The following is a 24,984-nucleotide window of genomic DNA, read 5'->3' on the forward strand; positions in this document are numbered from 1 at the left end:
GTTACCAAGTAATTAATTGCGTAGAGGTTAAAGTAAGAGACACAAACTCGTCATAGTTAATGGCAGTGTCGTTATTTGATAGCTTAATTGCACGAACGAGTGCGTCCTCTTCAAGTACTAAGAGGGTGTCTGAAAATTGTTTAAATTGTTTATTAGCAAAGCATGCGTCACCTAAAAGCAATATACGGTCATCAGCACAAATTAAGTTTTCTAGCTGGTTAGCAGAATAGTAATTTAATGGTTTTGAAAAAATATGTAGTGTGCTCATAAGGTCACCACGTGATGTTGTTTTTTGATAAGTGTTTGTTGTTCACCAAATGTAACCGCGTGCGCGTCTATGAGTAAATCAGTTTTACTTAGGCCATAATCAAGGAGCGATTTTTCACATACATAGATGTTTTCTACGTCATAAATTTCTAGCGTTTTTATGTTTTTAAAAAAATCTTTAATACCTATGGTGGAAGGGGTTTGATTCTTTTTTAATGCTAAAACAGCGGGGCCACTAAATAACCAGCTTATGTTTTGATCGACAGCTGCAAAAATTAACGTCATATCGAGGGCATCTCGCAGGTTAAGATCATCAAATGGGCTACTTTGACTCATTACTAATACATTAATCATTTAAATTGCACCCACTTATCAGCGTCGCTTACAAGCATTGCAAACTCCGCTAAACCTGCAACAGAAAATACGCCTGTGTTTGACGTATCTAAGCCTCTTTTTTCTGCCGCGGTTACACACAGCATAAGATTAATATTTTGACTTGATAGCGTCTGCCATAATGCGCTAATTTGAAGCTCGTCAGAGGCTAAGTCAAAATGTGTTGATGCATGATAAACGCCTTGCTGATACAAAAATATTGCGTCTATGGTGTGCCCTTGAGATAAACACGCATTAGCAAACTTAATTATGCGTTGGCTGGTGTCGTGATCTGATGGTGGTGTGTGTAATGAAAGAACAAATCGTGCCAAAACAATTCCAATAAAAAAGCCCCAATAAAGGGGCTATTTTAACAGAACTATTTAATTAGTCATCACTTGCGCCAAGTAGGTGCAGTAAAGAGGTAAATAGATTATAAACGTTTAAGTATAAAGATACCGTAGCGCGAATGTAGTTAGTCTCACCGCCGTTAATAATGCGGCTTGTATCAAATAAAATTAAGCCAGACATAATTAATACAACCGCAGCGTTAAGCACCATAAACATTAAAGAACTACCGATGAATATGTTAACAATGCTTGCAACAATAACCACAATTAGGCCAACCGTTAAAAAGCCGCCCATAAAAGAGAAGTCTTTTTTGGTGTTGAGCGCATATGCAGATAGACCAAAGAAAATAAGTGCTGTTGAACCAAGAGCTTGCATTATAAGCATTGGGCCATTAGGCATGGCAGCGTAATGGTTTAACATTGGACCTAAACCAGCCCCCATTAAACCTGTGAAAGCAAATACCCAAAATACACCAGATGCGGTGTCAGCTTTTTTGTTTACAACAAATAATAAACCAAACGAAACCAGTGTGAACACAATTCCCATAAAGTAAGGTAATTGTAGTGCCATTGAGATACCGGCAGTCACTGCACTAAATGCAAGTGTCATCGCAAGTAAAAAGTAGGTGTTTTTAAGTACCTTGTTTGTTTCAATGGTAGACATTACCGGTTTAGCGGTATTGTACGATTGATTAAACGCCATTGTAGAGCTCCTTTAAGTGAAACGTGTGTTTCGATAATTTAACTAAAATTAGATTACCAACTCTTATATGTTTGGGCAAACCTTTGTGGATCAATAGACATTAATTTTTTAATTAAAGTTCATTTAACCACCAAAAAGAAAGTTTTTGTTTTATCTTTGAACAAATTAATTGTTTTTTAAGCACTTAAGCAATTTTTTTAAAAAAAAGCTTCACAAAGCCAACGGGTTTCCCTATTATGCAGGCCGTGCGGAGAGATGGCAGAGTGGTCGAATGCACCGGTCTTGAAAACCGGCATAGGTTTGTAGCCTATCTAGGGTTCAAATCCCTATCTCTCCACCACTTATTACAATAACTATGAGTACACTCTTACTTGTAGTTTATAGCACTTTAGGAGAGATGGCAGAGTGGTCGAATGCACCGGTCTTGAAAACCGGCATAGGTTTGTAGCCTATCTAGGGTTCAAATCCCTATCTCTCCACCATTATATTAAAGCCCGCAATCTAGCGGGCTTTTTTGTTTTTTGAATTTGACTATCAATTGCAATTGGCATTCATGTTTGATCAATTTTAAAATTAAGCATGAAGCTGATGACATCAAATAACTCTCCTGTTTAACATCTGAAAATGAATCACCTGTCTTGTTACTCAAAAGCAATAACTTTACCTTTATTAAAATTATTAGCCGAAAACGGTAGGTCGTTTGTAGTTTAATGTGTTTTATTTTTGTTCGTAATTTACGACCATAGTCTCTGTTTCTAACTTTGGGTTCTTGGTGCATGCTTATAAATAGAGTTTAAGTGTGTTGTTAAGGATTATTAAATGAAACACCAATTAGCAAAAAGCGTTGCGCTTTCATTACTTTCTCCTGTGATTGTGGGTAGCCTATTAGGTATTTATTATTCAATAACGCTACAAGGTGAATTTGTCTCTATATTTTTTTCATTATTGATGACGGCCATATCTAATGCGCATATTGTTGGCTTAACAATGGCTGCATTTGTTGTCCCAGGCTATTTATTAATGTTTAAATATTCAAAAGTAAACTATTCCGGTGTTTTAACGCTTGGTTTACTTGGTGGTGCTATTTTTAGCTTTCTTTTAAGTGCCTCCACAGGCGAAATATTTTTAATAAATAGTGTTATGTCAGCAATAGCGGCAGGGCTGTTTTTATTTGGTCTTCGTAAAACTTCAAAATCATAATCGCTTTTTTATTAACCAAGGGCGTACTTAAACTACGGAAATTCCTTTTTTTTACCTGCAAAAGGTTCCAATTTTTCACCACAAAGAGTACCTTTAACTACTGTATGTTTAATAAGAAGTAGTTTGGTATGCAAAAGCACGATTTTTACCAGTCATTAGTTAAACAAACTGAATCGCTGATTGCCGGTGAGTCGAATGTAATTGCTAATATGGCAAATATAAGCGCGCTGTTATTTACCTCTTTAGATGATGTAAATTGGGCGGGCTTTTACTTTATTGATTCGCCGTCAGAATTAGTACTAGGCCCATTTCAGGGTAATCCAGCATGTATTCGTATTCCAGTAGGAAAGGGTGTATGTGGGACTGCTGCGGCTACGTTGCAAACACAACTAATTGAAGATGTTCATGCATTCGACGGGCACATTGCCTGCGACGCGGCATCAAACTCTGAGATTGTTGTACCTATCATGAAACATGGTAAAATATTTGCAGTGCTAGATATTGATAGTCCTAGTATTTCTAGATTTGACACTGATGACAAAGCGGGATTAGAAGCATTGGTTAAATGCTTTGAGGCTAGCTTGTAATGAAAGATTTGCTAAATGTTCAAGACTACCTATTTGCTTTACAAGATGTAGGCGACTGGGAAGGCGAAGAAGAACATGTAGCGGAAACGCTCAATGATTTGATTCACATTGCTTGGGACAAACTCCCAGATGATTTAGATTGTGAATCAATCGATGAAATAATAAATGGTATTTGGGAACACCTTCGAGGTGATATGGCTGTACTTGAAGCCGATTTCGAAGAACTGGTCGACTGGGTTATGCACTATGTTGATTCGTCCCTTGATGAAAAGATGTGAAAAATAGGTTCTAAAATGGAAACCACAAACAAGCTAAAAGATATTAATGAAGTATTGGAGTTCTTGTACCAAGAATTTCCACAATGTTTTAAACAAAAAGACGGCATTAAACCGCTTAAAGTCGGTATTTTTAAAGATATTGCTGAGCGTATTGAAGGGTCTGAAAAAGTAAGTAAGACTCAAGTACGTCAAGCATTAAGAAAATACACGTCTAACTGGCGTTATTTAGAAGCTGTGACAAAGTCGGAGTTTCGTATTGACCTTGATGGCAATGAAGGTGAAAAAGTTGAGCAAGAGCATATTGATCATGCTCAAAAAGCACTAGAAGAAAGCCGTGCAAAAATGGCGAAGCGCAAGAAACAACAGCGTCCACGTCAAGACTCAGATTCTAAAAACTTTAAGAAGAAGCCTGCACATGCAAACAAGGGCGCTGATAAAAATGCGTCAGCTAGCAAAGCAACTAAATCTGCACCCGCTAAACGTTCAGGTAAAATTGAACCTTTACCAGCAACAGAGGTCAAGGTTAATAACAAGGTTAAAGTTAAACTAGGCCAAGCACTTGTAAATGCAGTAATCACTGAAGTAAATAAAGACGACGTTCATGTTGAATTAGTGACTGGTATGCAAGTTAAAACCAAAGCAGACAGCTTATACACTGTTTAAGTTGTACATAAATTAAGGAGTTTGTATGAGTAAAAAGTTTACGCTCATTCCGGTAGTTGCAGCCCTGTTTTCAGGTTCATTATTTGCTGCTGTAGAGCCTGTCACCATTGATGATTTACCTCTACTCAAGCAAGAAAGTCAACATGGCACTGCCAGTAAGCGCGTGGCAAGCTTATTTACTCGTTCACACTATATCCCGGTTCGATTTAACGATGAACTTTCTAGTAAAGTGTACGATCGTTACATCGAATCCCTTGATTTTAATAAAAGCGTTTTTTTAGCCAGTGATATTGCATCCTTTGAGCAATATCGCGATAGCTTTGACAACGCTTTAACTACCGGCAAGCTAGGCTTTACGTTTGATATTTTTAATTTAAGCCTAAAGCGCCGTTTTGAACGTTACGAATATTCACTTTCTTTATTAGAAAACGAAATGACGTTCGAAAAACAAGATGAATACTTTTTTGATCGTGAAGATGCAACGTGGCCAACATCGCAAGCAGAGCTAGACGAGATCTGGCGAGAGCGTGTTAAGTACGATGCACTGCGATTAAAAATGACTGGTAAAGATTGGGAAGGAATCAAAGAGGTTCTTACCAAGCGATACAAAAACGCTGAAAAGCGTCTAGTTCAATCTAACTCAGAAGATGCATTTCAAATTGTTTTAAATTCTTTAGCTCGCACGATTGAGGCGCATACGTCTTACTTATCACCAAGACGCGCTGAACAATTTAAAATGGATATGGACCTAGAACTTGAAGGCATTGGCGCTGTACTAACTCCTGACGAAGATTACACCGTAATTCGTAGTCTTGTACCAGGTGGTCCCGCAGACAAAACCGAACAAATTAAAGCAGATGACCGTATTATTGGCGTAGCACAAGACGGTGAAGATTTTACCGATGTGATTGGCTGGCGTTTAGACGATGTTGTAGATTTAATAAAAGGCCCTAAAGGCACTAAAGTACGTTTACAATATTTGAAAGGTGCAGATGCTCACGGCACACCTAAAGTGGTCGAAATTACTCGTGACAAAATCCGTCTTGAAGACAGAGCTGCAAAGTCAGAAGTGTTCGAAGCTAAATATTCTGATTTATCAAGTAAGATTGGGGTTATTGAAATCCCAGGTTTTTACAATAATTTGTCTAAAGACGTAAAAGTTGAGTTAGCTAAATTAAAAGAGGCTAAAGTAGACGGTATTATTATCGACTTACGTCAAAATGGTGGTGGTTCGTTATACGAAGCGACCCAGCTTTCTGGCTTATTTTTCGATCAAGGTCCTGTTGTACAAATACATACTCTAAATAACCGAATTGAAGAGCAAAGAGATCGTGATGGAGTTACTTATTACGACGGGCCATTAACGGTTTTAGTTGATCGTTACAGTGCGTCTGCATCTGAGATTTTTGCCGCTGCAATGCAAGATTATGGTCGCGCTGTTATTATTGGCGAACAAACATTTGGTAAAGGCACTGTGCAGCAACATAAAGGTCTTGCAAGAGCGTATGATCTTTACGATAACCCATTAGGTAGCGTGCAATACACCATAGCTAAATTTTACCGTATTAATGGCGGCAGTACTCAGCACAAAGGTGTTATTCCTGACATTTCATTTCCATCGGCTATAGATCCTGCCGAGTGGGGTGAAAGTAAACAAGATAATGCACTTCCTTGGGATAGCATTGTTAAAGCAAAATATAAAAAGTTAGGAAATTTAACTCCAGTTATTCCTTACCTGGAAAAGCAACATAAAGATCGTATTAAATCTGAGCCTGAGTTCGGCTACGTGTTTGATGATATAGCGTTGTACAACGAAGAAAAAGATCGTAAAACGATTTCTTTAGTTGAAGCTACGCGTATTAAAGAAAAAGAAGAAGGTGAAGCGCGTGCATTAGTTCGTACAAATGAGCGCTTGAAACGATTAGGTAAAGATCCGGTTGAAAACCTAGATGATGTACCTGATGTAATTGATGAGCTTGACCCGTTTCTTGAAGAAGCGGCTTTAATTACTCAGGACTACATTAACTTTGGTCGCATCGCCAAAAAGTAAAAACTGGTTTTACCACTACAAAAAAGGCGCTTGTGCGCCTTTTTTGCTACCTATCACAGCCTAAATTGTTATAATCTCTAACTATTAAAAATTGAGCCGGCTTAGAAATGCTCAGTTAATACGCACTAAGTGCTAAAAATAATAATTAAACACGCTGTATGTGTGTAGGAGTCTCAACTTTGAACCCATTGGATGATAAACCAGTAAAACCCGCCTCATTTCTTGATGCATTAATTCCTATTTCAGTTTTAATTTGTTTGTTAGGGGCTGCGGTTTACTTATTTGGTGACAACTCGTCATCTGGACCAAACCAAATTGCACTTTTATTTGCAACCTTCGCAGCTGCTCTAATTGGCCTAAAAAACGGCTACACGTGGAGAAAGCTTGAGCAAGCTATGATTGAGGGTATAACGCTGTCTCTTGGCGCTATACTCATCTTATTAATGGTAGGTGCTTTGATAGGTACTTGGTTGTTATCGGGCACAGTACCAACGCTAATATATTATGGCCTGCAAGTAATTAACCCTAGTTGGTTTTATGCAGCAAGTTGTTTAATTTGTGGCATTGTGGCTATGAGCATCGGTAGCTCGTGGACCACTGCAGCTACAATTGGTGTTGCTTTATTAGGTGTTGCTACGGGTCTTGGTTTAGATCAGACAGTTACAGCTGGTGCTGTTATATCTGGTGCGTATTTTGGTGACAAACTAAGCCCACTCTCTGAAACAACTAACTTAGCGCCCGCAGTGGTTGGCTCTGACTTATTTGAACATATTCAGCATATGCTATGGACAACAGTTCCTAGCTTTGTGATTGCGCTTATTATATTTATATTTATGGGCTTTAACGCAACGGCTTCTAATGAGGCTGGGCGTTTAGACGAAATTACGCTAATTTTGGAGCAAAACTTCAATATTGGTTTTGAGATGCTCATTCCTTTAATTGTGCTCTTAGTGCTAGCAATTAAAAAAATGCCTGCTTTTCCTGCTATTTCTATTGGTGCTGTGGTTGGTGCTGTTTGGGCTATGCTATTTCAGTCTGACTTAATTGGTTCTCAAATTGATACTTCTCAGGGCGAAGTGGTTGGGTATTTCAAATTAGTATGGACGACATTTTTTGACGGTTTTAGCATCGATACCGGTGATGACAAAATGGACTCACTACTTAGCGGTGGTGGTATGGCGGGAATGTTAACAACGACGTGGTTAATTATGACTGCGCTTATGTTTGGCGCTATTATGGAAAAAACAGGCTTGTTAGACATTTTTGTAAAAAGTATTTTAAAAATAGCGAAAAGTACAGGGTCTTTAATTGCCTCGACAATTGCGACGTGTATTGGTACTAACCTCATTGCAGCCGATCAATATATTGCTATTGTGGTTCCTGGACGTATGTTTAAAGATGAATATGAAAAGCGCGGTTTAAAGCCAGTTAATTTATCTCGTACCTTAGAAGATGGCGGTACGATTACCAGTCCACTTATTCCTTGGAATACATGTGGTGCTTTCATGCAAAGTGTACTTTTAATAAACCCTTTCGATTACGCACTTTACGCTTTCTTTAACTTAATTAATCCCGTTTTAGCTGTTATATATGCGTATCTCGGTATTAAAATTTTACGTATTAAGCCGAAACAATCAGCCTAAATTTAGTAGCGCCTCTTCATATAGAGGCGCTTTTTTTGGAGTAATCATGACCGACTCAAAAACCCCTCAAGCTCAATATCTCAAAGACTATAAAGCACCAAATTTTTTAATAGACCACACAGACTTAACGTTTGATCTTCAGCCTACAAATACAACGGTAACAAGCGTACTGACGTTAACGCGTGTTGGTGATAATCAATCACCTCTGATTCTAGATGGCATAAATTTACGTTTAACGTCCTTATCGATAGATGCGATTGAGATAACAGATTATAGCGTTGTTGATGAGCAGCTAATTATTAATAACTTACCAGAGCGTTGTAAATTACGTATTGTGACTGAGATATCTCCTGAGACAAATACATCTTTAGAAGGTCTTTACTTATCTGGTGGAGCGTATTGTACACAGTGTGAGGCGCAGGGCTTCAGAAAGATAACATATTACATGGATCGTCCTGATGTGTTGTCAACGTTTGATGTAACTATTATTGCTGATTCAAGATACACGCATTTATTGTCTAATGGTAACCAAATTGACAAAGGTGAGACACCTGACGGCCGTCATTTTTCTAAATGGCAAGACCCATTTAAAAAACCAAGCTATTTATTTGCATTAGTTGCTGGTGATTTTGATGTATTAAACGATACCTATACAACTAAAAGTGGCCGAAAAATTGATTTAGCATTATTTGTAGATAAGGGTAATTTGCCTAAAACACCGCATGCGATGCAATCACTTAAAAAATCTATGCAATGGGATGAGGAGCGTTTTAATTTAGAATATGACCTTGATATATACATGATTGTAGCCGTAGATTTCTTTAATATGGGTGCAATGGAAAACAAAGGCTTAAATATATTTAACAGTAAATGTGTTTTGGCCAATCAAGAAACAGCAACGGATAAAGATTACCATACTATTGAGTCCATAGTTGGTCATGAATACTTTCACAATTGGACTGGTAATCGTGTTACGTGCAGAGATTGGTTTCAGTTATCACTTAAAGAGGGGCTAACTGTATTTAGAGACCAAGAATTTAGTAGTGATCTTGGATCGCGTGCACTCAACCGCATTGATGCTGTTAAGGTGATGCGTACGCATCAGTTCAGTGAAGACGCAGGGCCTATGGCACATCCTATTCGACCTGAAAAAGTTATTGAAATGAATAACTTTTATACCGTAACAGTATACGACAAGGGTGCTGAAGTAATAAGAATGATGCATACCTTGCTTGGTGAGGTTAACTTTCAAAAAGGGATGGCGCTTTACTTTAAACGCCATGACGGTCAAGCAGTTACGTGTGACGACTTTGTCAGTGCTATGAGTGACGCATCGGGTGTTAATTTAGAGCAATTTAAGCGTTGGTATAGTCAGGCGGGTACGCCTCGCTTAAATGCTGTAGAACATTACGATAGTGCCGCAAATACCTACACACTAACAATAGAGCAAAATGCACCGATTAATCAGCCCGATAACAAACCGTTGCACATCCCGTTTGCCATAGAGTTGTTGGACGAATCTGGCAATAGTATCGAATTACAGTACAAAGGTTTAAAAGTTAGTAATGTGCTTGATGTTACTGATAAAAAGCAGAGTTATACTTTTGAGAATGTGACTTGCAAACCCGTTGCTGTGTTGTTAGAAGACTTTTCTGCTCCGTGTATCCTAACTCAACAAACAACTGAGCTTGAGCTTTTGCATATTATGCGTTTTGCACGAAGTGATTTTTCACGTTGGGATGCACAGCAACAATTGTTTATAAAAGCGGTAAAAGAAGCATTTAACTCAGATACACAATTTCAATTAAGTGACGAGATAATTGAAGCCTTGCGTGTTTTAATTGTTTCAAAACAAGGCGATTTAGCGTTAATTGCTGAGTTATTAAAATTACCTAGCTTTGACACTTTAGCCGCAGAATTTGAAATTATTCCTGTTGATGAAATTATTCGTGTTGTAGCACAGTTCGAAATACAAATTGCCACAAGCCTTAATGATGAGCTTATCGCATGTTTTGGTTCATTACATGACGATGGTAGCATAAATGCCGAAGCGGTTGCTGTGCGGGCACTACAGCAAATATGCCTGCATTATCTTGCAAAGATGCCAAGCACACAAACAGATAAATTTATTAAACTAGCCGCTAGCTCGTCAAATATGACCAATGTGTTGGGCGCACTTAGCGCGGTGGTAAAAGCTTCTCATCCACTTTGTGATGACCTATTGTCGCACTTTGATAGTCAATGGCGACATGATGTACTTGTTATGGATAAATGGTTTGCGCTTCAAGCAATGCAAACAGGTGAAGATGCTATTATTAATATTAAGTCATTATACGAGCACCCAAGTTTTGATTTTTCCAATCCCAATAGAGTCCGTGCTTTAGTGGGGAGTTTTAGCTACTTTAACACTCAGCAATTTCACCGTGCTGACGGGCAAGGATATGAATTGCTTGGTGATTTACTTGTTAAGCTGAATGCAATAAATCCACAAAATGCGTCAAGAATGCTAACACCGTTTATGTCTTGGAAACGTTATGATAAAACACGTTCAGCACTTATGAGAACGCAATTAGAACGTTTATCTAATTTAGATGGACTAAGTGACGACTTATTCGAGAAGGTTGAAAAAGCGCTTAATTAAATGCTTGAATATTACTTTAATTTAAGATTGAGCTATAACGACTGTATGGATTACTACCACGGTCGATATAGTTCTGTGCAAGTGGTTGAAGAGGGTGGGAAGTCAATTCGGTTTTCTGCCGATCATTTAAGACCGTTTGTTACAAGTTTAGGTGTCAGAGGGCGTTTTAGAATGTTACTCACCCCTGAAAATAAATTTATTCGTATTGAACGAGTGGCTTAGAGCGCTATTTTTATGTTATAAAACCATAAAAATATTGTCTTTTTGTTAATTTCAATTTGTTCTATTGTTAAATAACGTGTATAAATTATCTGGTATGACGTCTTACCAATACGTAAACGTCAGCTGACACACTATATATATGACAGATTGAATGCGACTATTTGTAATTTATACAATTCGCTTCTATCGTTACGATTACACTAAAAACAATAACTTGATCACACAATATGACCCGCGACAGGGGGGAACCACAATGATAAGAAGATCGCTTTTTGTTAAAAACAAAATCGCTATAGGTTTAGCAGCCGCTAGTTTAGCTTTAACTACAGCAAGTTCACAGGCTGTAACATTCGACGCCGGAGGGTTTGATATAACCTTCGATTCAACTTTTTCTTACGGCCAAAGTATTCGCGTAGAAGATAGAGACTTTAGCTTAATAGGTAAAAGTAATAACCCTGCTTTTGATTGGACTGGTTACAACCCAGCCTTAAATACTATTTATTCTTCACAAGATGTTTGGGCACAGCCTGGATCGTATTCAAATAATGGTGACGCAGGTAATCTTAACTTTGACAGCGGTGATTCATTTTCCAAACTGTTAAAGGGAACACATGACCTTTCAATAAACAAAGATAACTACGGTCTATTTACTCGTTTTATGTACTTTTATGACTTTGCTTTGATGGATGGTGACTTTGCCTATGCAAACCCTACATCAGGTCAAAGCGTAGATCCATGTGATGATGAAGATACAAAAGAACAAAGCTGTGCAGATATTCGCTTATTAGATGCGTTTGTGTGGGCTGACTTTGATTTAAACGACGGCAAAAACCCACTTTCAGTTCGTCTTGGTCAACAAGTTGTTAACTGGGGTGAAAGCACGCTTATATCTCATGGTATAAATGTTAACCCTGTAGATATCGATAGATTGAAAGCGCCAGGCGCTGAGCTTAAAGAAGCATTTATTCCTGTTGGTATGCTTTGGGCATCATTGGGTATTACTGATAACATCACCCTAGAAGGTTTTTATCAGTACCAATGGCATGAGACTCGCTTGCCAGCTGCAGGTACTTATTTTTCTACCAATGACTTTGCAGCAGAAAATGGTTACCAACAAAACGTTCAGCTAGGCTTTACGTCTAACCCTGATATAGATGTTGCATTTTTAACTGAAAGTTTAAATAACTTAACTGCAACCTATGCTCAAGTAGCTGCGGCTCAGGGTATTGATCCTACAAGTGCAGAAGGCCAAGCTCTACTAGCTAATATGTACCTAGCGCACCCAACCAAGGTTGCACTTAAAGGTAAAGGTAGTAACGGTAAAACTGAACCAGATGATGGTGGTCAATATGGTTTACGATTAGGCATATTTTTACCCGAGTGGAATGACACTGAAATTGCGCTTTACCACGTAAATTACCACAGCCGTCGTCCTCTTATTTCAGGGCGTGTATCTAATTTTTCTCAAGCTGCCATTGCACAAGATTTAGCAATGCTTTCTACAACAGAAATCACTGATGATAATGTTGCTGACTTAGTTGCATTTTCTAAAGCTGAGAATGAATACCCTGAAGATATAAAACTTTATGGTGTGAGCTTTAATACGACTATTGGCGAGACTGCGTTTGCAGGTGAATTTGCTTTTAGACAAGACGAGCCTCTGCAAATTGATGATGTAGAATTACTTTACACAGCAATGCCTGAACAGCTAGCTGTTGCTGGTATTCGTCCTGATTTTGCCGGTATTTCGCAAATGAGTATTGGTGATGCAATCAGTTCTGTAGGTCCAGGTGAAGTTGCAAAAGGTTATATTGAACGTGATACCTCACAAATTCAGTTTACTGCAACGCATTTATTTGGCCCATCTCTAGGTGCTGATAGCTGGGCTGTGGTAGGTGAAGTGGGCGCCGTTAAAATTCACGATATGCCAGATTACGATGAAATGCGTTTAAATGTGTCAGGTACTGGTCGAAGTGGTGTTATCACTGGCCCAGGTACAACAGATTACTCAACGTTGCATTTAGGTCTTTCAAATGGTCCTGAAGAAAAGTCGTTTGCAACGGGTTCATCGTGGGGTTACCGACTAATTGCTAAGGGTGACTATTTTAACCTTTACAACGGTATCAACTTTTCACCTCGCTTTGTATTTTCACATGACGTAAATGGTAACACACCTGATCCGATGTTCTTGTTCATTGAAGATCGTAAGTCATTAGGTGCTACTATGAACTTTAACTACCAAAATGCGTGGTCACTTGACGTGAGCTACAACTCATTTTGGGGCGGTGGTGGTGTAAACACCTTCTCAGACCGCGATTACGTTTCTTTCAATTTAAAATATTCTATTTAGGGGTAACATTATTATGCTTAAAAAACCTACCCTCATTGCAGCAGCTTTTGCTAGCTTGTTTGCAAGTAATGCTACTTTAGCAAAACTATCAGCTGAAGAAGTAGCGCGTTTAGGTCAAGATTTAACGCCAATGGGCGCCGAAAAAGCAGGTAACGCTGACGGCTCAATTCCAGCATGGAACAATGGTATTACTGCAGCTCCTGCAGGGTACGAAGTTGGCATGCATCACCTAGACCCTTTTTCAAGTGATAAAGTGCTTTTCACTATTGATAAATCAAACATCGATAAATATAAAGCTAACTTGAGCCCAGGCCAAATTGCTTTGTTTGAAGCGTATCCAGACACATTCAAAATGCCAGTGTATGAGACACGCCGTTCGGCCTCATACCCTCAGTTTGTTTATGATGCAACTAAAGAGTTTGCGCCTACTGCCGAATTGATTGAAGGCGGAAACGGAATTAAAAATACGGCTATTGGTATTCCATTTCCCATCCCTAAAACAGGTTTAGAAGCAATTTGGAACCATTTATTACGTTTTAGAGGTGAGTCAATCGAACGTTTTGGTGGACAAGCTGCACCTACAGCATCAGGTTCTTACAACTATGTTGGTTTCGATGAACAGCTACTTGTTAAATATTCTGATCCAAGTGCTACACCTGCCGAGCTGCAAGACTCAAACATATTGTTTAAGTTTAAACAGAGTGTTACTCAACCGGCACGTCTTGCGGGTACTGCATTACTAGTACATGAAACAATGGACCAAATATTAACGCCACGCCAAGCATGGACATATAATTCTGGTCAGCGTCGTGTTCGCCGTGCACCAAACGTTGCTTATGACGCACCGGGTACTGCAGCAGATAGCTTACGTACTACTGATGACTTTGATATGTTCAATGGCTCACCAAACCGTTACAACTGGACGCTTAAAGGTAAGCAAGAGCTTTATGTTCCATATAATAGCTACAAGCTTCACAGTGACAAGCTAGAGTATGATGACATTTTAAAGCCTGGCCACATCAATCCTGAGCATACTCGTTATGAAAAGCACCGTGTTTGGGTAGTAGAGGCTAACCTTAAAGATGATACGCGTCACATTTATAAAAAACGTGTGTTTTATATAGATGAAGATAGCTGGCAAGTAACGGTAACAGACATTTACGATAACCGTGATCAGCTTTACCGTGTAGCAATGGCTTACGGTCTTAACTACTACGAAGTACCCACTCAGTGGAGTACGTTAGAAGTTTATCATGATTTGAATTCACGTCGTTATTTAGCAATTGGTTTAGATAACCAAGAAAAAATGTACGATTTTTCAAAATCATTTAATGATAATGAATTTACATCTAGCGCCTTACGTCGCGCAGGTAGATAAATTAAAACTAGGCACCTAATTTTAAGTTAGGTGCCTTTTTCCTTTCTCATCGCGTTTGTCTTTAAACGCAAAAACTTTCCTCGTTTACAAAGACAAACACTCCTTTCAGTTCAAGGCGATTAAAATTTATGAAGTATTTGGTATGTGCCAGCCTGATTATAAGCGGTGCGAGTTTTGCTCAAGATACACCAAAAAACGCAATTAGTGCGCCTAATGCACAAAAAACACTATTAACTGACATTATCAATACAGGCAATGAATTAGTTGCTGTAGGTAAACATGGCACAGTTATAAAAAGTACAAATGGTGAAATGTGGCAACAAGCAGAATTAGTGCCTACGCAAGTGTTATTAACCGCTGTTGATTTTAGTGATGAAAACAACGGTTGGGCATGTGGGCACGATGCCACAATTATTAATACTGTTGATGGTGGTAATAATTGGCAATTACAACAGGCTAAGCCTTCTTTAGATAAGCCGTGTTTAGATATATTATTTAAAGATAAATTAGAAGGCTTTGCCGTGGGTGCGTATGGCATGTTTTACCATACTACTGATGGTGGTAAACAATGGGAAAAACGATTTTTAGATTCTCTATTGTTCAGTGAAGACAGAGATTATTTAAACGACTTAAAAGACAATGATCCTGAAGGATACGAGGCCGAAACAGCATCAATCCTGCCACATTTTAATCGAATTGAACAAACTTCTGAAGGCTTAATGCTTGTTGGTGAGATGGGCTTACTAGCGAGAAGCACAGATAACGGTAAAACTTGGCTGCGTCTTGAAGAAATATACCCAGGTTCTTTCTTCGCTTTTAATTCAGATAATTCTCAAGAAGTAGTCGCAGGGCTTAGAGGTAATGTATTCAGCAAGCAGCGTGATGAAGAAGAGTGGCTTCACCTTGAAAGTACTAAAGCTGCTACTGTAAACAGCATTATTAATTACAATAACAAACAGTGGTTAATGCTAGCAAATAGCGGGGTGATTTTTCACTTACAGGATGGTTTATTAACTCATGAGCAACTTGCCGATGGTAAAGCGATACTTGATGGTGTGATTAAAAATAATAAATTGGTAATGGCTACTGAAGATGGCATTAAAGTGAAGGAGTTGACCCCTTAATGCATACTATTTTAGATTTTATAGAAAAAGCGATTTTTAGACATCGCTTAGTTGTGCTTATAAGTTTTGCAATTATTACTTGTTTGCTTATTTTCAAAGCCACGCACATTCAACTAGATGCTTCGTTTAACAAAAATATCCCTTTAAATCACGAATACATGAAAGTGTATACCAAGCATGAAAAGCAGTTTGGTGGTGCGAATAGTATTTTAATTTCAGTGTGTGATGACAGTGGTAACATATTCAATCCAGAATTTTTTACTCAGTTAAAAGCTGTTCATGATCAGCTTTATTTTATACCCGGTGTAAACAGACCGCTCGTAAACTCTATATTTGCTCCTAGCGCCCGATTTGTCGAAGTGGTTGAGGATGGTTTTGCCGGTGGCCCAATTATTCCTGCAAACTTTAAGGCAAACGAACGTGGCTTAGCCGTTGTTAAAGAAAATATAGAAAAAGCAAAAGTTGTTGGTCGTATGATTGCAAGCGACTATTCGTGTGCAATGGTAACAGCGCAATTATTAGAAACTGACCCACAAACGCAAGAAAAGTTAGACACGTTAGCCTTTGCAGAAAAGCTCGAATCAGAGTTAAGAGAGCCTCTGAGTACCGATAAAGTAAGTATTCATATTATCGGTTTTGCAAAGATGGCTGGTGATATTGCAGAAGGGGCTAAAGGCGTTGTTTTATTTTTTGCAATTGCCATAGCCTTCACATTTATTATGGTTTGGCTGTTCTGTGGAAGCTTAAAGCTTACAATCTTACCCATTGCATGCTCGATCATTGCGGTTGCATGGCAGTTAGGGTTGCTTTCAAGCCTTGGCTTTGGACTTGATCCAATGTCGATATTAGTTCCATTTTTAGTATTTGCTATTGGTGTTAGCCATGGCGTACAAATGATAAACGCGATAGGTAAAAAAGTAAGCGAAGGGAAAAGTACGCGAGTTTGCTGTCAATCAAGTTTTAGAGCGCTTTTAATTCCAGGTGGTATTGCTCTTTTATCAGACACTGTTGGCTTTTTAACTTTGTTGACGATTGATATAGGTATTATCCGTGAGCTTGCAATTACTGCTAGCTTAGGTGTTGCGGTTATTATATTTACTAACTTAATTCTATTGCCTGTTTGGGCTTCATACATGCAATTTGAAAATAGCATTCATATTCAATCAGGTGATGCTAACAAGCCAAATATGCTTGATAAAATTAGGGATTTATTGGTAAAAGCAACCGACCCTAAAGTAGCTAAAATCATTATTGGCTTTACGCTTGTTTTATTTGCTTTGGGTTACTGGCAAGCTGATAAAATGCGGATAGGTGATTTGCATGCAGGCGCGCCGTCACTTCATCAAGATGCTCGCTATAATCAGGATACTTTTTTAATATCGGACAGATACACTATTTCGTCAGATATTTTAAAAGTGATAGTTGAAGCTTACCCAGCAGCATGTACAGAGTATGATGTAATGGAGCGCATTAGCCGTTTTCAATACAAAGTTGAAAATGTTGCAGGTGTTCAATCTGCAGTTAGTTTAAGTTCGGTTGCTCAGTCTGTTAATGCGGGTTACAACGAAGGTAATTTAAAATGGCAGAGCTTGCCGCGTAATTCGGCTTCATTAGTGCAGTCAACTGCACGTGTTGAAACAAGCACGGGTTTACTTAACGGTGATTGTTCTGTGATGCCTGTTATTATCTTTTTAGATGATCACAAAGCGCAGACTATCGACCGCGTTATTGCAAGCGTAAAACAGTTTGCAAATGAAGAAGGGACAGAAAAGCTTGCCTTTAAATTAGCGTCTGGTCCTGTCGGCGTAATGGCCGCTACAAACGAGTCAGTGTCTGAGGCTCAAATACCAATGATGCTATATGTATACGGTGCTGTTATTGCATTATGCTTACTGAGTTTTAGAAGCGTAAAAGCGACTATTGCTGTGGTGTTACCGCTTTATATAGTATCAACGCTTGCACAAGCGTTAATGGTACAGCTAGAAATTGGCCTAACAGTATCAACCTTACCAGTTATTGCCCTAGGTGTAGGTATTGGTGTGGATTACGGTATTTATATACTTTCGTCGATGATGGGGCAGCTTAAACAAAATGTACCATTGTCGATTGCTTATCGTAATGCACTCATTGAACGCGGTAGTGCGGTACTATTTACCGGTATTACTCTCGCTATTGGTGTAAGCACATGGATTTTTTCAGATTTGAAATTCCAAGTTGATATGGGAATACTTCTAACCTTCATGTTTTTAGTGAATATGTTAGGTGCAGTGCTGTTATTACCTGCAATTGGAAGTCTTCTGTGGACCGACCAGAAAAAATAATGTGAATAATATTGCTCCTAAATGGCCACTATTGGCCATTTATATCTATAATTTGTGAATAGATGACCAAATAGCTGAAAAGCTTGAAATGTTTTCATCGAAAAAGCTGTTTATTAGCTGTAAAAGGGTTAGAATTTATCTGACTCCACACTAATAAATGGCTGTACAAATTCCTGCTCTTGAGCAGTAATAGATTAAGGAACATACAATGACACGAAATGAAGGCCAAGCCTCGGTTATCCTAGATAATGTCTGTAAGCTTATCCAGAAAAAAGTTCACGCTGATAATGTGTTACTCGTTGAGAAATTCGCCAAAGCCTTGTACAGCAATATGTCTAAAGAGGATTTGGCAAATCGAAACGACAGTGACTTATACGGTGCTGCACTCAGCCTTTGGAATTCGCTAGAAAAAAATACTACTGACGACGCCGTTATTCGCGTTTTCAACCCCGAAGTGGCAAAAGATGGCTGGCAGTCATCACATACCATAGTAGAAATTATTGCTAAAGATATGCCGTTTTTAGTTGATTCTGTTCGTATGGCCATGACTCGTGAAAATATCGCCTCTCACTTATTACTTCATAGCCCACTTAAAATTCAACGCGATGACAACGCTAAAATCTCAGGCTTATCTAATTTAAAAGCAGAGCAAGAATCTACATCTACAAAAACAGTTTTTTTCATAGAAATTGACCGCCAAACAGATTCGTCTGCCATTGAGTCTTTCAAAAAAGAATTAGAATCCGTACTTGTTGATGTGTCTGTTGCTGTTGAAGACTGGCAGCCAATAAGAAAAAAACTAATTGAAGTAAGTAAAGAGCTACCTAAGCGCCGCCACGGCAAAAATAAAAGTGAAGTGGCAGAAACCGTTGAATTTTTAGATTGGCTAGTTAGCGATAATTTCACCCTTATGGGCTATCGTGAATACGAGTTAAGTCCTGTTCAGGGGGATTATCAGCTTAAAGGTAAAATGGATACAAGTTTAGGGTTGTTAAAAAACTCTACTGAAGAGCATACTCGCTTGCTTTCTGAGTTACCTGAGGTAGCTCGTCAGGAAGCGCGCAGCAGTAATTTATTGATATTAACTAAAACTAATTCACAGTCTCGTGTTCATCGTCCCGCTTATATTGATTACGTTGGTGTAAAACGTTTTGATGATGAAGGGAATGTTATTGGTGAAGACCGTTTTATTGGTTTATTTTCATCTAATTTTTATAATAATAGTGCTGCTGATGTTCCTGTTTTAAAAAGCAAAATTACTCGCATAATGGATATGTGTGATTTTGCAAAAGGCACACACGCTTACAAAGCGGTATTAAATATTTTAGAAACCTACCCGCGTGATGAGTTAGTACAAGCACGCGAAAATGAGTTACTTGAAGTTGCAACCGGTGTATTACAAGTGCAAGAGCGTGATATGTGTCGCTTATTTGTGCGAAAAGATGCTTATGGTCGTTTTTTCTCTTGTATGGTTTATGTTCCTCGCGAGCGCTACAACACAGCCCTGCGCAGGGAAACTCAAGATATTTTAGGCAATGCATTTAATTCTGACGAAAAAGTCGAATTTACCACTTACTTCTCCGAGTCAACACTAGCACGTACTCATTACACTGTTCGTGTGACTGACAACAATATCGAATTTAATGTGAAAGACATCGAAAATAATTTAATAGAAGCTGCCCGTACTTGGGAAGACAAACTACAATCTGCGCTTTTAGAGTCTGCAGGTGAAGCGCGTGGAAATGATTTAAATCGTAAATATTGTAACGCGTTCGCCCGTTCATACAAAGATGAAGTGTTACCGAGTGCCGCAGTAGTTGATATTGAAAAACTTGAGCTATTAAGTGAAGAAAATAAACTTGAGATGCTTTTTTATCGCCCTCAAGAAGAGGCGAATACTAATATTGTGCGCTTGAGCTTATTTCATAAAGATGAGCCAATTCATTTGTCAGATGTAATGCCAATGCTAGAAAACTTTGGTTTACGTGTAATAGGTGAAACACCTTATTCGGTTAAAACTAGTGATGGCCGAATTAATTGGATCATGGATTTCTCTATGCTGATTGACAGTAAAGGGATGGATGATTTTGATAAAGTGTCTGCTCGTTTTCGTGCGGCTTTAACCAATGTATGGAATAACCGTCTAGAAAATGACGGTTTCAACCGTTTAGTGTTAATGGGTGGCTTAACGGGTCGTGAAGCCTCTATTTTGCGTGCTTATGCTAAATACATGCGCCAAATTGGTGTTACTTTTTCTCAAACATATATTGAAAGTACGTTTGCTAACTACCCACATATAGCGTCTCAAATCGTTAACTTATTCGCTAAACGCTTTTCTGTTAAGAGCCCTGCGAGCTCTAAAACACTGGACAAGTTAATAGCACAAATTTACCTTGAGCTTGAAAACGTAGCCAACCTTGATGATGACCGCATTATACGTTTATATGTAGATATGATTGTGGCTACGCTGCGCACTAACTACTACCAAAAAGATGCTAAGAACCAATTTAAATCATACGTATCATTTAAAATACAGCCTAGTTTGATCCCTGACGTACCGCTACCGTTACCTGCTTTTGAAATATTTGTTTATTCGCCTCGTGTTGAAGGCGTACATTTACGCTTTGGTAAGGTAGCTCGCGGTGGACTACGTTGGTCAGACCGTCGTGAAGATTTTCGAACAGAAGTTTTGGGCTTAGTTAAAGCGCAACAAGTTAAAAACACTGTAATTGTACCTGTTGGCTCTAAAGGTGGATTTGTATGTAAGCAGCTACCATCAGAGCGCGATGCTTTTATTAAAGAAGGCCAAGAGTGTTATAAAATCTTTATTAGAGGTTTATTAGATATCACTGACAATATTGCACGTGGTGAAATAGTGCCAGCAAGTAATGTTGTTCGTCATGATGAAGATGATGCGTATTTAGTAGTGGCTGCTGATAAAGGAACAGCAACGTTTTCTGATATAGCTAACGGTATTGCAAATGAGTACAACTTTTGGCTTGGTGATGCCTTTGCATCGGGTGGTTCTGTAGGTTACGACCATAAAAAAATGGGCATAACCGCTAAAGGTGCATGGGAGTCTGTTAAGCGTCACTTCCGTGAGATGGATATTGACTGTCAAACTACTGATTTTACAGTAGTTGCAATTGGCGATATGGCTGGAGACGTATTTGGTAATGGCATGTTGCTGTCTAAGCACATTCGTTTACAAGTTGCATTTAACCATATGCATATATTTGTAGACCCTAATCCTGATGCCTCAAAATCGTATGTAGAGCGTGAACGTTTATTTAATATGCCTCGTTCTTCGTGGGAAGACTACAACAAAGATCTTATTTCAGCCGGCGGTGGTATTTTCTCTCGAGCTGCAAAATCGATTACCCTTAGCCCAGAAATGAAAAAAATGCTGGGTACAAAAAAAGCAAGCATGACACCTAACGAGTTAATGAAAGCATCATTAATGATGGAGTTTGATTTGCTCTGGAATGGTGGTATTGGTACATACATCAAGCACACAAAAGAGACCGATGCTGACGTTGGCGACCGTGCAAACGACGCGCTACGTATAAACGGTAAAGAATTGGGTGCTAAAGTGCTAGGTGAGGGTGGTAACTTAGGTGCTACGCAACTTGGACGCATAGAATTTGCTGAACAAGGCGGACGCGTAAATACTGACTTTATTGATAACGTTGGCGGCGTTGCTTGTTCAGATAATGAAGTAAACATTAAAATTTTACTTAATGGGTTAGTTGCTGAAGGTGACTTAACGCTTAAACAACGTGATGAACTGCTTTATTCTATGACTGATGAAGTGTCAGAGCTGGTATTGAAAGACTGTTATCGTCAAACACATACAATTTCAATCACGCAATCTCGTGGTACATCGACACTTAAGGAAAAAATTCGCTTTATTCATGCCCTTGAGAAAGATGGCAAATTAGACCGTGCTATAGAGTTTATTCCGAGTGATGAAGAGTTAGCAGAGCGAGCAGCATCAGGCAAAGATCTAACGCGTCCTGAGCTTTCAGTGTTAGTTTCATACGCTAAAATGGTGTTAAAAGATTCGCTTGTAACGGATGATATTACTGAGAATCCATATTATCGTCAGTTACTAGTTAAATCATTCCCACGTCCACTACGTGAGAAATTTAATGATGCAATGAACAATCACCCACTTCGTAAAGAAATTATAGCGACTAAACTTGCTAATAATATTGTTAATGACATGGGCTTAAATTTCATGGTTCGTATGCACGAAGAAACAGGTGCAAGCGAAGCAGAAATTGCAATGTGTTACTCAATTGCCAGTGAAATTTTTGAAATGCGTGATACGTGGTCATCAATCAGCGCTTTAGATAATAAAATTCCTGCTGCTGTACAAACAGAAATGCTTTATCAGCTCCGTAGAACTGTTCGCAGAGCAACTCGTTGGTTCTTGCGTCATCGCAATAAATCACAAACGATTGAGCAAGGTATTGAGTACTTCTCACCAACATTTAGTGATTTGAGTGATAACTTGAACACTTATATTGTTGAAAAGGAAAGTGCTCGCATAGATGAAGCTGCAACTAAGTTAACAGATAGTGGAGTACCATTAGATATAGCTAAGCGCATCGTTTCATTATCTAGCTTGTTCTCGGTGATGGACTTAGCAGAAATTGCTAATAATTCGCGTAGAGGCATTGCTATGGTGTCTAATACTTACTTTAAGCTTGGTGCAAGAATGGGCTTACATTGGTTCTTAGATCAAATAACTAACCAACCTGTTGCTAACCATTGGCAAGCGTTGGCCCGTTCATCTTATCGTGAAGAGTTAGATTGGCAGCAACGAACATTGGCTCAGGTTGTTTTAAATAGCTTTGAAGCAGATGAAAAAGACGTTGATTACCAAATTGATGAGTGGATGGATAAGCAGGAATTATTACTTACTCGTTGGAAGCAAATGCTGGCTGAATTTAAAACGTCGCAAAGTCATGATTTTGCCAAGTTCTCAGTGGCATTGCGTGAACTAATGCTATTGAGTCACAATTGTGATACACCAGCAAAATAAAATAATTTTGCGCATTATTATTTATTAACTAAGTAATAAGCTAATTATTAAAAATGTTATATAATACCTCAGCCTTGACTGAGGTATTTTTTTGTCTGTAATTTAAAGAGGAATATATTCATGTTTTACGATTTAGCTCGCCGTTTTATGTTTACCCGTGATGCGGAGTGGGCACATGAATTTGCTCTTAATAATTTAAGCCGCTTTGCTAATACGCCTTTGAGTGCCGCATGGTCGCAATCTGTAGCAAATAAGCCCGTTAACTTTTTAGGTCTTGAATTTAAAAATCCGGTTGGCTTAGCTGCAGGTTTAGATAAAAATGCAGAGTGCATAGATGCATTTAGTCAAATGGGTTTTGGTTTTATAGAGGTGGGTACTGTTACACCTCGCCCGCAAGCAGGTAACGATAAACCCCGTATATTTAGATTGCCAGAATCAAACGCTATTATTAATCGTATGGGTTTTAATAATAAAGGTGTTGATAATTTAATTAGTAATGTAAAAGCAGCAAAGTACAACGGCATATTAGGTATTAATATAGGTAAAAATAAAGATACCCCTAATGAGCAAGGTAAAGACGATTACATACACTGTATGAGAAAAGTTTTTGAGCATGCCTCTTATATTACCGTGAATATTTCTTCACCAAACACACCCGGCCTGAGAGATTTACAATACGGTGCTGCACTTGATGATTTATTGCAAAGTCTTAAAAATGAGCAGCTAGATTTAATTTCAAAACATAATAAGCAAGTTCCTATGCTTGTTAAAATTGCGCCGGATCTTGATCCTATTCAAATTGAACAGGTAAGTGAATCACTGCTAAACAACAAAATTGACGGGGTAATTGCAACTAATACTACACTAGAACGAAGTGATGTGATTGGTCAGCAGTATGCTGATGAGGCCGGTGGTTTATCAGGACACCCTGTAAGAACACGCTCTACAGAAGTAGTAAGTGAATTAAGACGATTAACAAAAGGCCAGTTACCTATTATTGGTGTTGGCGGAATTGATGATGCTAATTCAGCTAAAGAGAAGCTTAATGCGGGTGCTAGTTTAGTACAGGTTTATACAGGTTTTATTTATAAAGGCCCTGAATTGGTAAAATCGATCGTAAACGGCTTATAAGGATCAGTTATCTAAGCTTTTGATCGTTCGATAAATGTTCTAAGCATTTATGTATAAAATGGTCAAAAGCAGTTATACTTTGAACTGATACTATTTTTAATATAGCCCACAAGGAGGAGCAAATGTTACAAGCATCAAAGCAATGGCAGTGGATTGCTTGTCCTAATAAAAATCGTTTATTACTTGATTTGAACGATGAAATGCAGCTTTGCACCCCTTATAAAATAAGGCAGTTAACAGATTTAGTTATCAAAAATCCTAACTTTAGCTTAGAAGATGCTGCATTTTACGAACAAGTTTATAATTATCTGGACGGGTTTGAAATCTGGTCTGGTGCACAAATATGTCAAATAGCGTTAAATGCTACAGCGGTTAAGTTTCATTTAAAACCTGTGCTAGCAAAAAGCTGGTTTTTTAATGAATATACTGGCAGCCAACCAAGTGTTGAAGCAGTCGTTAAATTAGTTTCTAAGGCGCAAACGGGCGACTTTTTGATTGTTGATCACTGTCATGATGCCTCGGTTTGCTTAAATTTAAGCGAGAATTTTCAATTAGACGAAAATTTATCTCTTGCTCAATTTGAAGCTATCAAAATTCTAAATAATCGCGTTCATCCTATCTTAACTCAGCAACTTAAATTTAAAACTGCCTAAG

General features: G+C 38.5%; 19 protein-coding genes and 2 tRNA genes. 17 read left to right on the forward strand and 4 right to left on the reverse strand.

Going from position 1 to position 24,984, the window contains the following annotated elements; translation table 11 throughout:
* Window position 1: 1 nt before the first annotated feature.
* The 4 genes from AC27JL_RS08780 to AC27JL_RS08795 are packed head-to-tail and all read right to left on the reverse strand — an operon-like array spanning window position 2 to window position 1,692.
* Entirely contained in the window at window positions 2-268 is a 267-nt protein-coding gene (locus AC27JL_RS08780; RefSeq protein WP_487195423.1) for a DsrH/TusB family sulfur relay protein, read from the reverse strand.
* Window positions 265-621 carry a sulfurtransferase complex subunit TusC gene (tusC, locus tag AC27JL_RS08785; RefSeq protein WP_010556412.1) on the reverse strand — a complete coding sequence of 119 codons (357 nt, stop codon included), beginning with the start codon at window positions 619-621 and terminating at the stop codon, window positions 265-267. The genes AC27JL_RS08780 and tusC overlap by 4 nt, the downstream gene beginning before the upstream one ends.
* Entirely contained in the window at window positions 618-971 is a 354-nt protein-coding gene (tusD, locus tag AC27JL_RS08790) for a sulfurtransferase complex subunit TusD (RefSeq protein ID WP_286891071.1), read from the reverse strand. Before tusD ends, tusC begins: the two co-directional genes overlap by 4 nt.
* A 55-nt stretch (window positions 972-1,026) precedes the next feature.
* Window positions 1,027-1,692 carry a Bax inhibitor-1/YccA family protein gene (locus AC27JL_RS08795; RefSeq protein WP_006792828.1) on the reverse strand — a complete coding sequence of 222 codons (666 nt, stop codon included), beginning with the start codon at window positions 1,690-1,692 and terminating at the stop codon, window positions 1,027-1,029.
* A gap of 249 nt (window positions 1,693-1,941) precedes the next feature.
* Here AC27JL_RS08795 and AC27JL_RS08800 point away from each other — a divergent pair.
* From AC27JL_RS08800 to AC27JL_RS08880, 17 genes are all read left to right on the forward strand, one after another.
* A tRNA-Ser gene (locus AC27JL_RS08800) sits at window positions 1,942-2,032 on the forward strand.
* A 51-nt stretch (window positions 2,033-2,083) separates the two neighbouring features.
* Window positions 2,084-2,174, forward strand: a tRNA-Ser gene (locus AC27JL_RS08805).
* Between the two features lie 337 nt (window positions 2,175-2,511).
* Window positions 2,512-2,892: a hypothetical protein gene (locus tag AC27JL_RS08810; protein ID WP_008127308.1), complete on the forward strand. Its 381-nt coding sequence runs from the start codon at window positions 2,512-2,514 to the stop codon at window positions 2,890-2,892.
* Between the two features lie 128 nt (window positions 2,893-3,020).
* Window positions 3,021-3,479 carry a GAF domain-containing protein gene (locus AC27JL_RS08815; RefSeq protein ID WP_010556413.1) on the forward strand — a complete coding sequence of 153 codons (459 nt, stop codon included), beginning with the start codon at window positions 3,021-3,023 and terminating at the stop codon, window positions 3,477-3,479.
* Entirely contained in the window at window positions 3,479-3,757 is a 279-nt protein-coding gene (locus tag AC27JL_RS08820) for a hypothetical protein (RefSeq protein ID WP_487195424.1), read from the forward strand. Before AC27JL_RS08815 ends, AC27JL_RS08820 begins: the two co-directional genes overlap by 1 nt.
* Window positions 3,758-3,772: 15 nt before the next feature.
* Window positions 3,773-4,420, forward strand: coding sequence for an RNA chaperone ProQ (proQ, locus tag AC27JL_RS08825; RefSeq protein ID WP_006792821.1), 648 nt, complete (start codon window positions 3,773-3,775; stop codon window positions 4,418-4,420).
* A 25-nt stretch (window positions 4,421-4,445) separates the two neighbouring features.
* Window positions 4,446-6,470 carry a carboxy terminal-processing peptidase gene (prc, locus tag AC27JL_RS08830; protein WP_006792820.1) on the forward strand — a complete coding sequence of 675 codons (2,025 nt, stop codon included), beginning with the start codon at window positions 4,446-4,448 and terminating at the stop codon, window positions 6,468-6,470.
* Window positions 6,471-6,649: 179 nt separating this feature from the next.
* Window positions 6,650-8,113, forward strand: coding sequence for a Na+/H+ antiporter NhaC (gene nhaC, locus AC27JL_RS08835; RefSeq protein WP_487195425.1), 1,464 nt, complete (start codon window positions 6,650-6,652; stop codon window positions 8,111-8,113).
* Between the two features lie 46 nt (window positions 8,114-8,159).
* Window positions 8,160-10,754, forward strand: a complete 2,595-nt coding sequence (gene pepN, locus AC27JL_RS08840) for an aminopeptidase N (RefSeq protein ID WP_487195426.1) — start codon at window positions 8,160-8,162, stop codon at window positions 10,752-10,754.
* Window positions 10,755-10,976: a DUF2835 domain-containing protein gene (locus tag AC27JL_RS08845; protein WP_008127316.1), complete on the forward strand. Its 222-nt coding sequence runs from the start codon at window positions 10,755-10,757 to the stop codon at window positions 10,974-10,976.
* A 253-nt stretch (window positions 10,977-11,229) separates the two neighbouring features.
* Window positions 11,230-13,326 (forward strand): DUF1302 domain-containing protein, encoded by a 2,097-nt coding sequence (locus AC27JL_RS08850; RefSeq protein WP_058428826.1) that lies wholly within the window; start codon window positions 11,230-11,232, stop codon window positions 13,324-13,326.
* A gap of 13 nt (window positions 13,327-13,339) precedes the next feature.
* Window positions 13,340-14,704: a DUF1329 domain-containing protein gene (locus tag AC27JL_RS08855; RefSeq protein ID WP_010556417.1), complete on the forward strand. Its 1,365-nt coding sequence runs from the start codon at window positions 13,340-13,342 to the stop codon at window positions 14,702-14,704.
* Window positions 14,705-14,832: 128 nt separating this feature from the next.
* Window positions 14,833-15,828: a WD40/YVTN/BNR-like repeat-containing protein gene (locus AC27JL_RS08860; protein ID WP_006792814.1), complete on the forward strand. Its 996-nt coding sequence runs from the start codon at window positions 14,833-14,835 to the stop codon at window positions 15,826-15,828.
* Window positions 15,828-18,149: an efflux RND transporter permease subunit gene (locus tag AC27JL_RS08865; RefSeq protein ID WP_006792813.1), complete on the forward strand. Its 2,322-nt coding sequence runs from the start codon at window positions 15,828-15,830 to the stop codon at window positions 18,147-18,149. Before AC27JL_RS08860 ends, AC27JL_RS08865 begins: the two co-directional genes overlap by 1 nt.
* Window positions 18,150-18,357: 208 nt before the next feature.
* A complete protein-coding gene (locus AC27JL_RS08870; protein ID WP_487195427.1) occupies window positions 18,358-23,199 on the forward strand; it encodes an NAD-glutamate dehydrogenase in 4,842 nt (1,613 codons plus the stop codon).
* A gap of 120 nt (window positions 23,200-23,319) precedes the next feature.
* Window positions 23,320-24,330, forward strand: coding sequence for a quinone-dependent dihydroorotate dehydrogenase (gene pyrD / locus AC27JL_RS08875; RefSeq protein ID WP_487195428.1), 1,011 nt, complete (start codon window positions 23,320-23,322; stop codon window positions 24,328-24,330).
* A gap of 122 nt (window positions 24,331-24,452) precedes the next feature.
* The gene (locus AC27JL_RS08880) at window positions 24,453-24,983 is read left to right on the forward strand and encodes a cell division protein ZapC (RefSeq protein WP_271481224.1); all 531 of its coding nucleotides are present in this window, start codon (window positions 24,453-24,455) and stop codon (window positions 24,981-24,983) included.
* Window position 24,984: the final 1 nt, after the last annotated feature.

Source organism: Pseudoalteromonas sp. 4NS20-0020 (assembly GCF_057554385.1).

Coding starts and splice junctions, on each gene's coding strand:
- AC27JL_RS08865 (WP_006792813.1), top strand. CDS start 15,828: ATGCATACTATTTTAGATTTTATAGAAAAAGCGATTTTTAGACATCGC.
- AC27JL_RS08815 (WP_010556413.1), top strand. CDS start 3,021: ATGCAAAAGCACGATTTTTACCAGTCATTAGTTAAACAAACTGAATCG.
- AC27JL_RS08820 (WP_487195424.1), top strand. CDS start 3,479: ATGAAAGATTTGCTAAATGTTCAAGACTACCTATTTGCTTTACAAGAT.
- AC27JL_RS08850 (WP_058428826.1), top strand. CDS start 11,230: ATGATAAGAAGATCGCTTTTTGTTAAAAACAAAATCGCTATAGGTTTA.
- AC27JL_RS08860 (WP_006792814.1), top strand. CDS start 14,833: ATGAAGTATTTGGTATGTGCCAGCCTGATTATAAGCGGTGCGAGTTTT.
- tusC (WP_010556412.1), bottom strand. CDS start 621: ATGATTAATGTATTAGTAATGAGTCAAAGTAGCCCATTTGATGATCTT.
- AC27JL_RS08795 (WP_006792828.1), bottom strand. CDS start 1,692: ATGGCGTTTAATCAATCGTACAATACCGCTAAACCGGTAATGTCTACC.
- pyrD (WP_487195428.1), top strand. CDS start 23,320: ATGTTTTACGATTTAGCTCGCCGTTTTATGTTTACCCGTGATGCGGAG.
- AC27JL_RS08855 (WP_010556417.1), top strand. CDS start 13,340: ATGCTTAAAAAACCTACCCTCATTGCAGCAGCTTTTGCTAGCTTGTTT.
- AC27JL_RS08780 (WP_487195423.1), bottom strand. CDS start 268: ATGAGCACACTACATATTTTTTCAAAACCATTAAATTACTATTCTGCT.
- AC27JL_RS08870 (WP_487195427.1), top strand. CDS start 18,358: ATGACACGAAATGAAGGCCAAGCCTCGGTTATCCTAGATAATGTCTGT.
- proQ (WP_006792821.1), top strand. CDS start 3,773: ATGGAAACCACAAACAAGCTAAAAGATATTAATGAAGTATTGGAGTTC.
- AC27JL_RS08845 (WP_008127316.1), top strand. CDS start 10,755: ATGCTTGAATATTACTTTAATTTAAGATTGAGCTATAACGACTGTATG.
- AC27JL_RS08810 (WP_008127308.1), top strand. CDS start 2,512: ATGAAACACCAATTAGCAAAAAGCGTTGCGCTTTCATTACTTTCTCCT.
- pepN (WP_487195426.1), top strand. CDS start 8,160: ATGACCGACTCAAAAACCCCTCAAGCTCAATATCTCAAAGACTATAAA.
- prc (WP_006792820.1), top strand. CDS start 4,446: ATGAGTAAAAAGTTTACGCTCATTCCGGTAGTTGCAGCCCTGTTTTCA.
- AC27JL_RS08880 (WP_271481224.1), top strand. CDS start 24,453: ATGTTACAAGCATCAAAGCAATGGCAGTGGATTGCTTGTCCTAATAAA.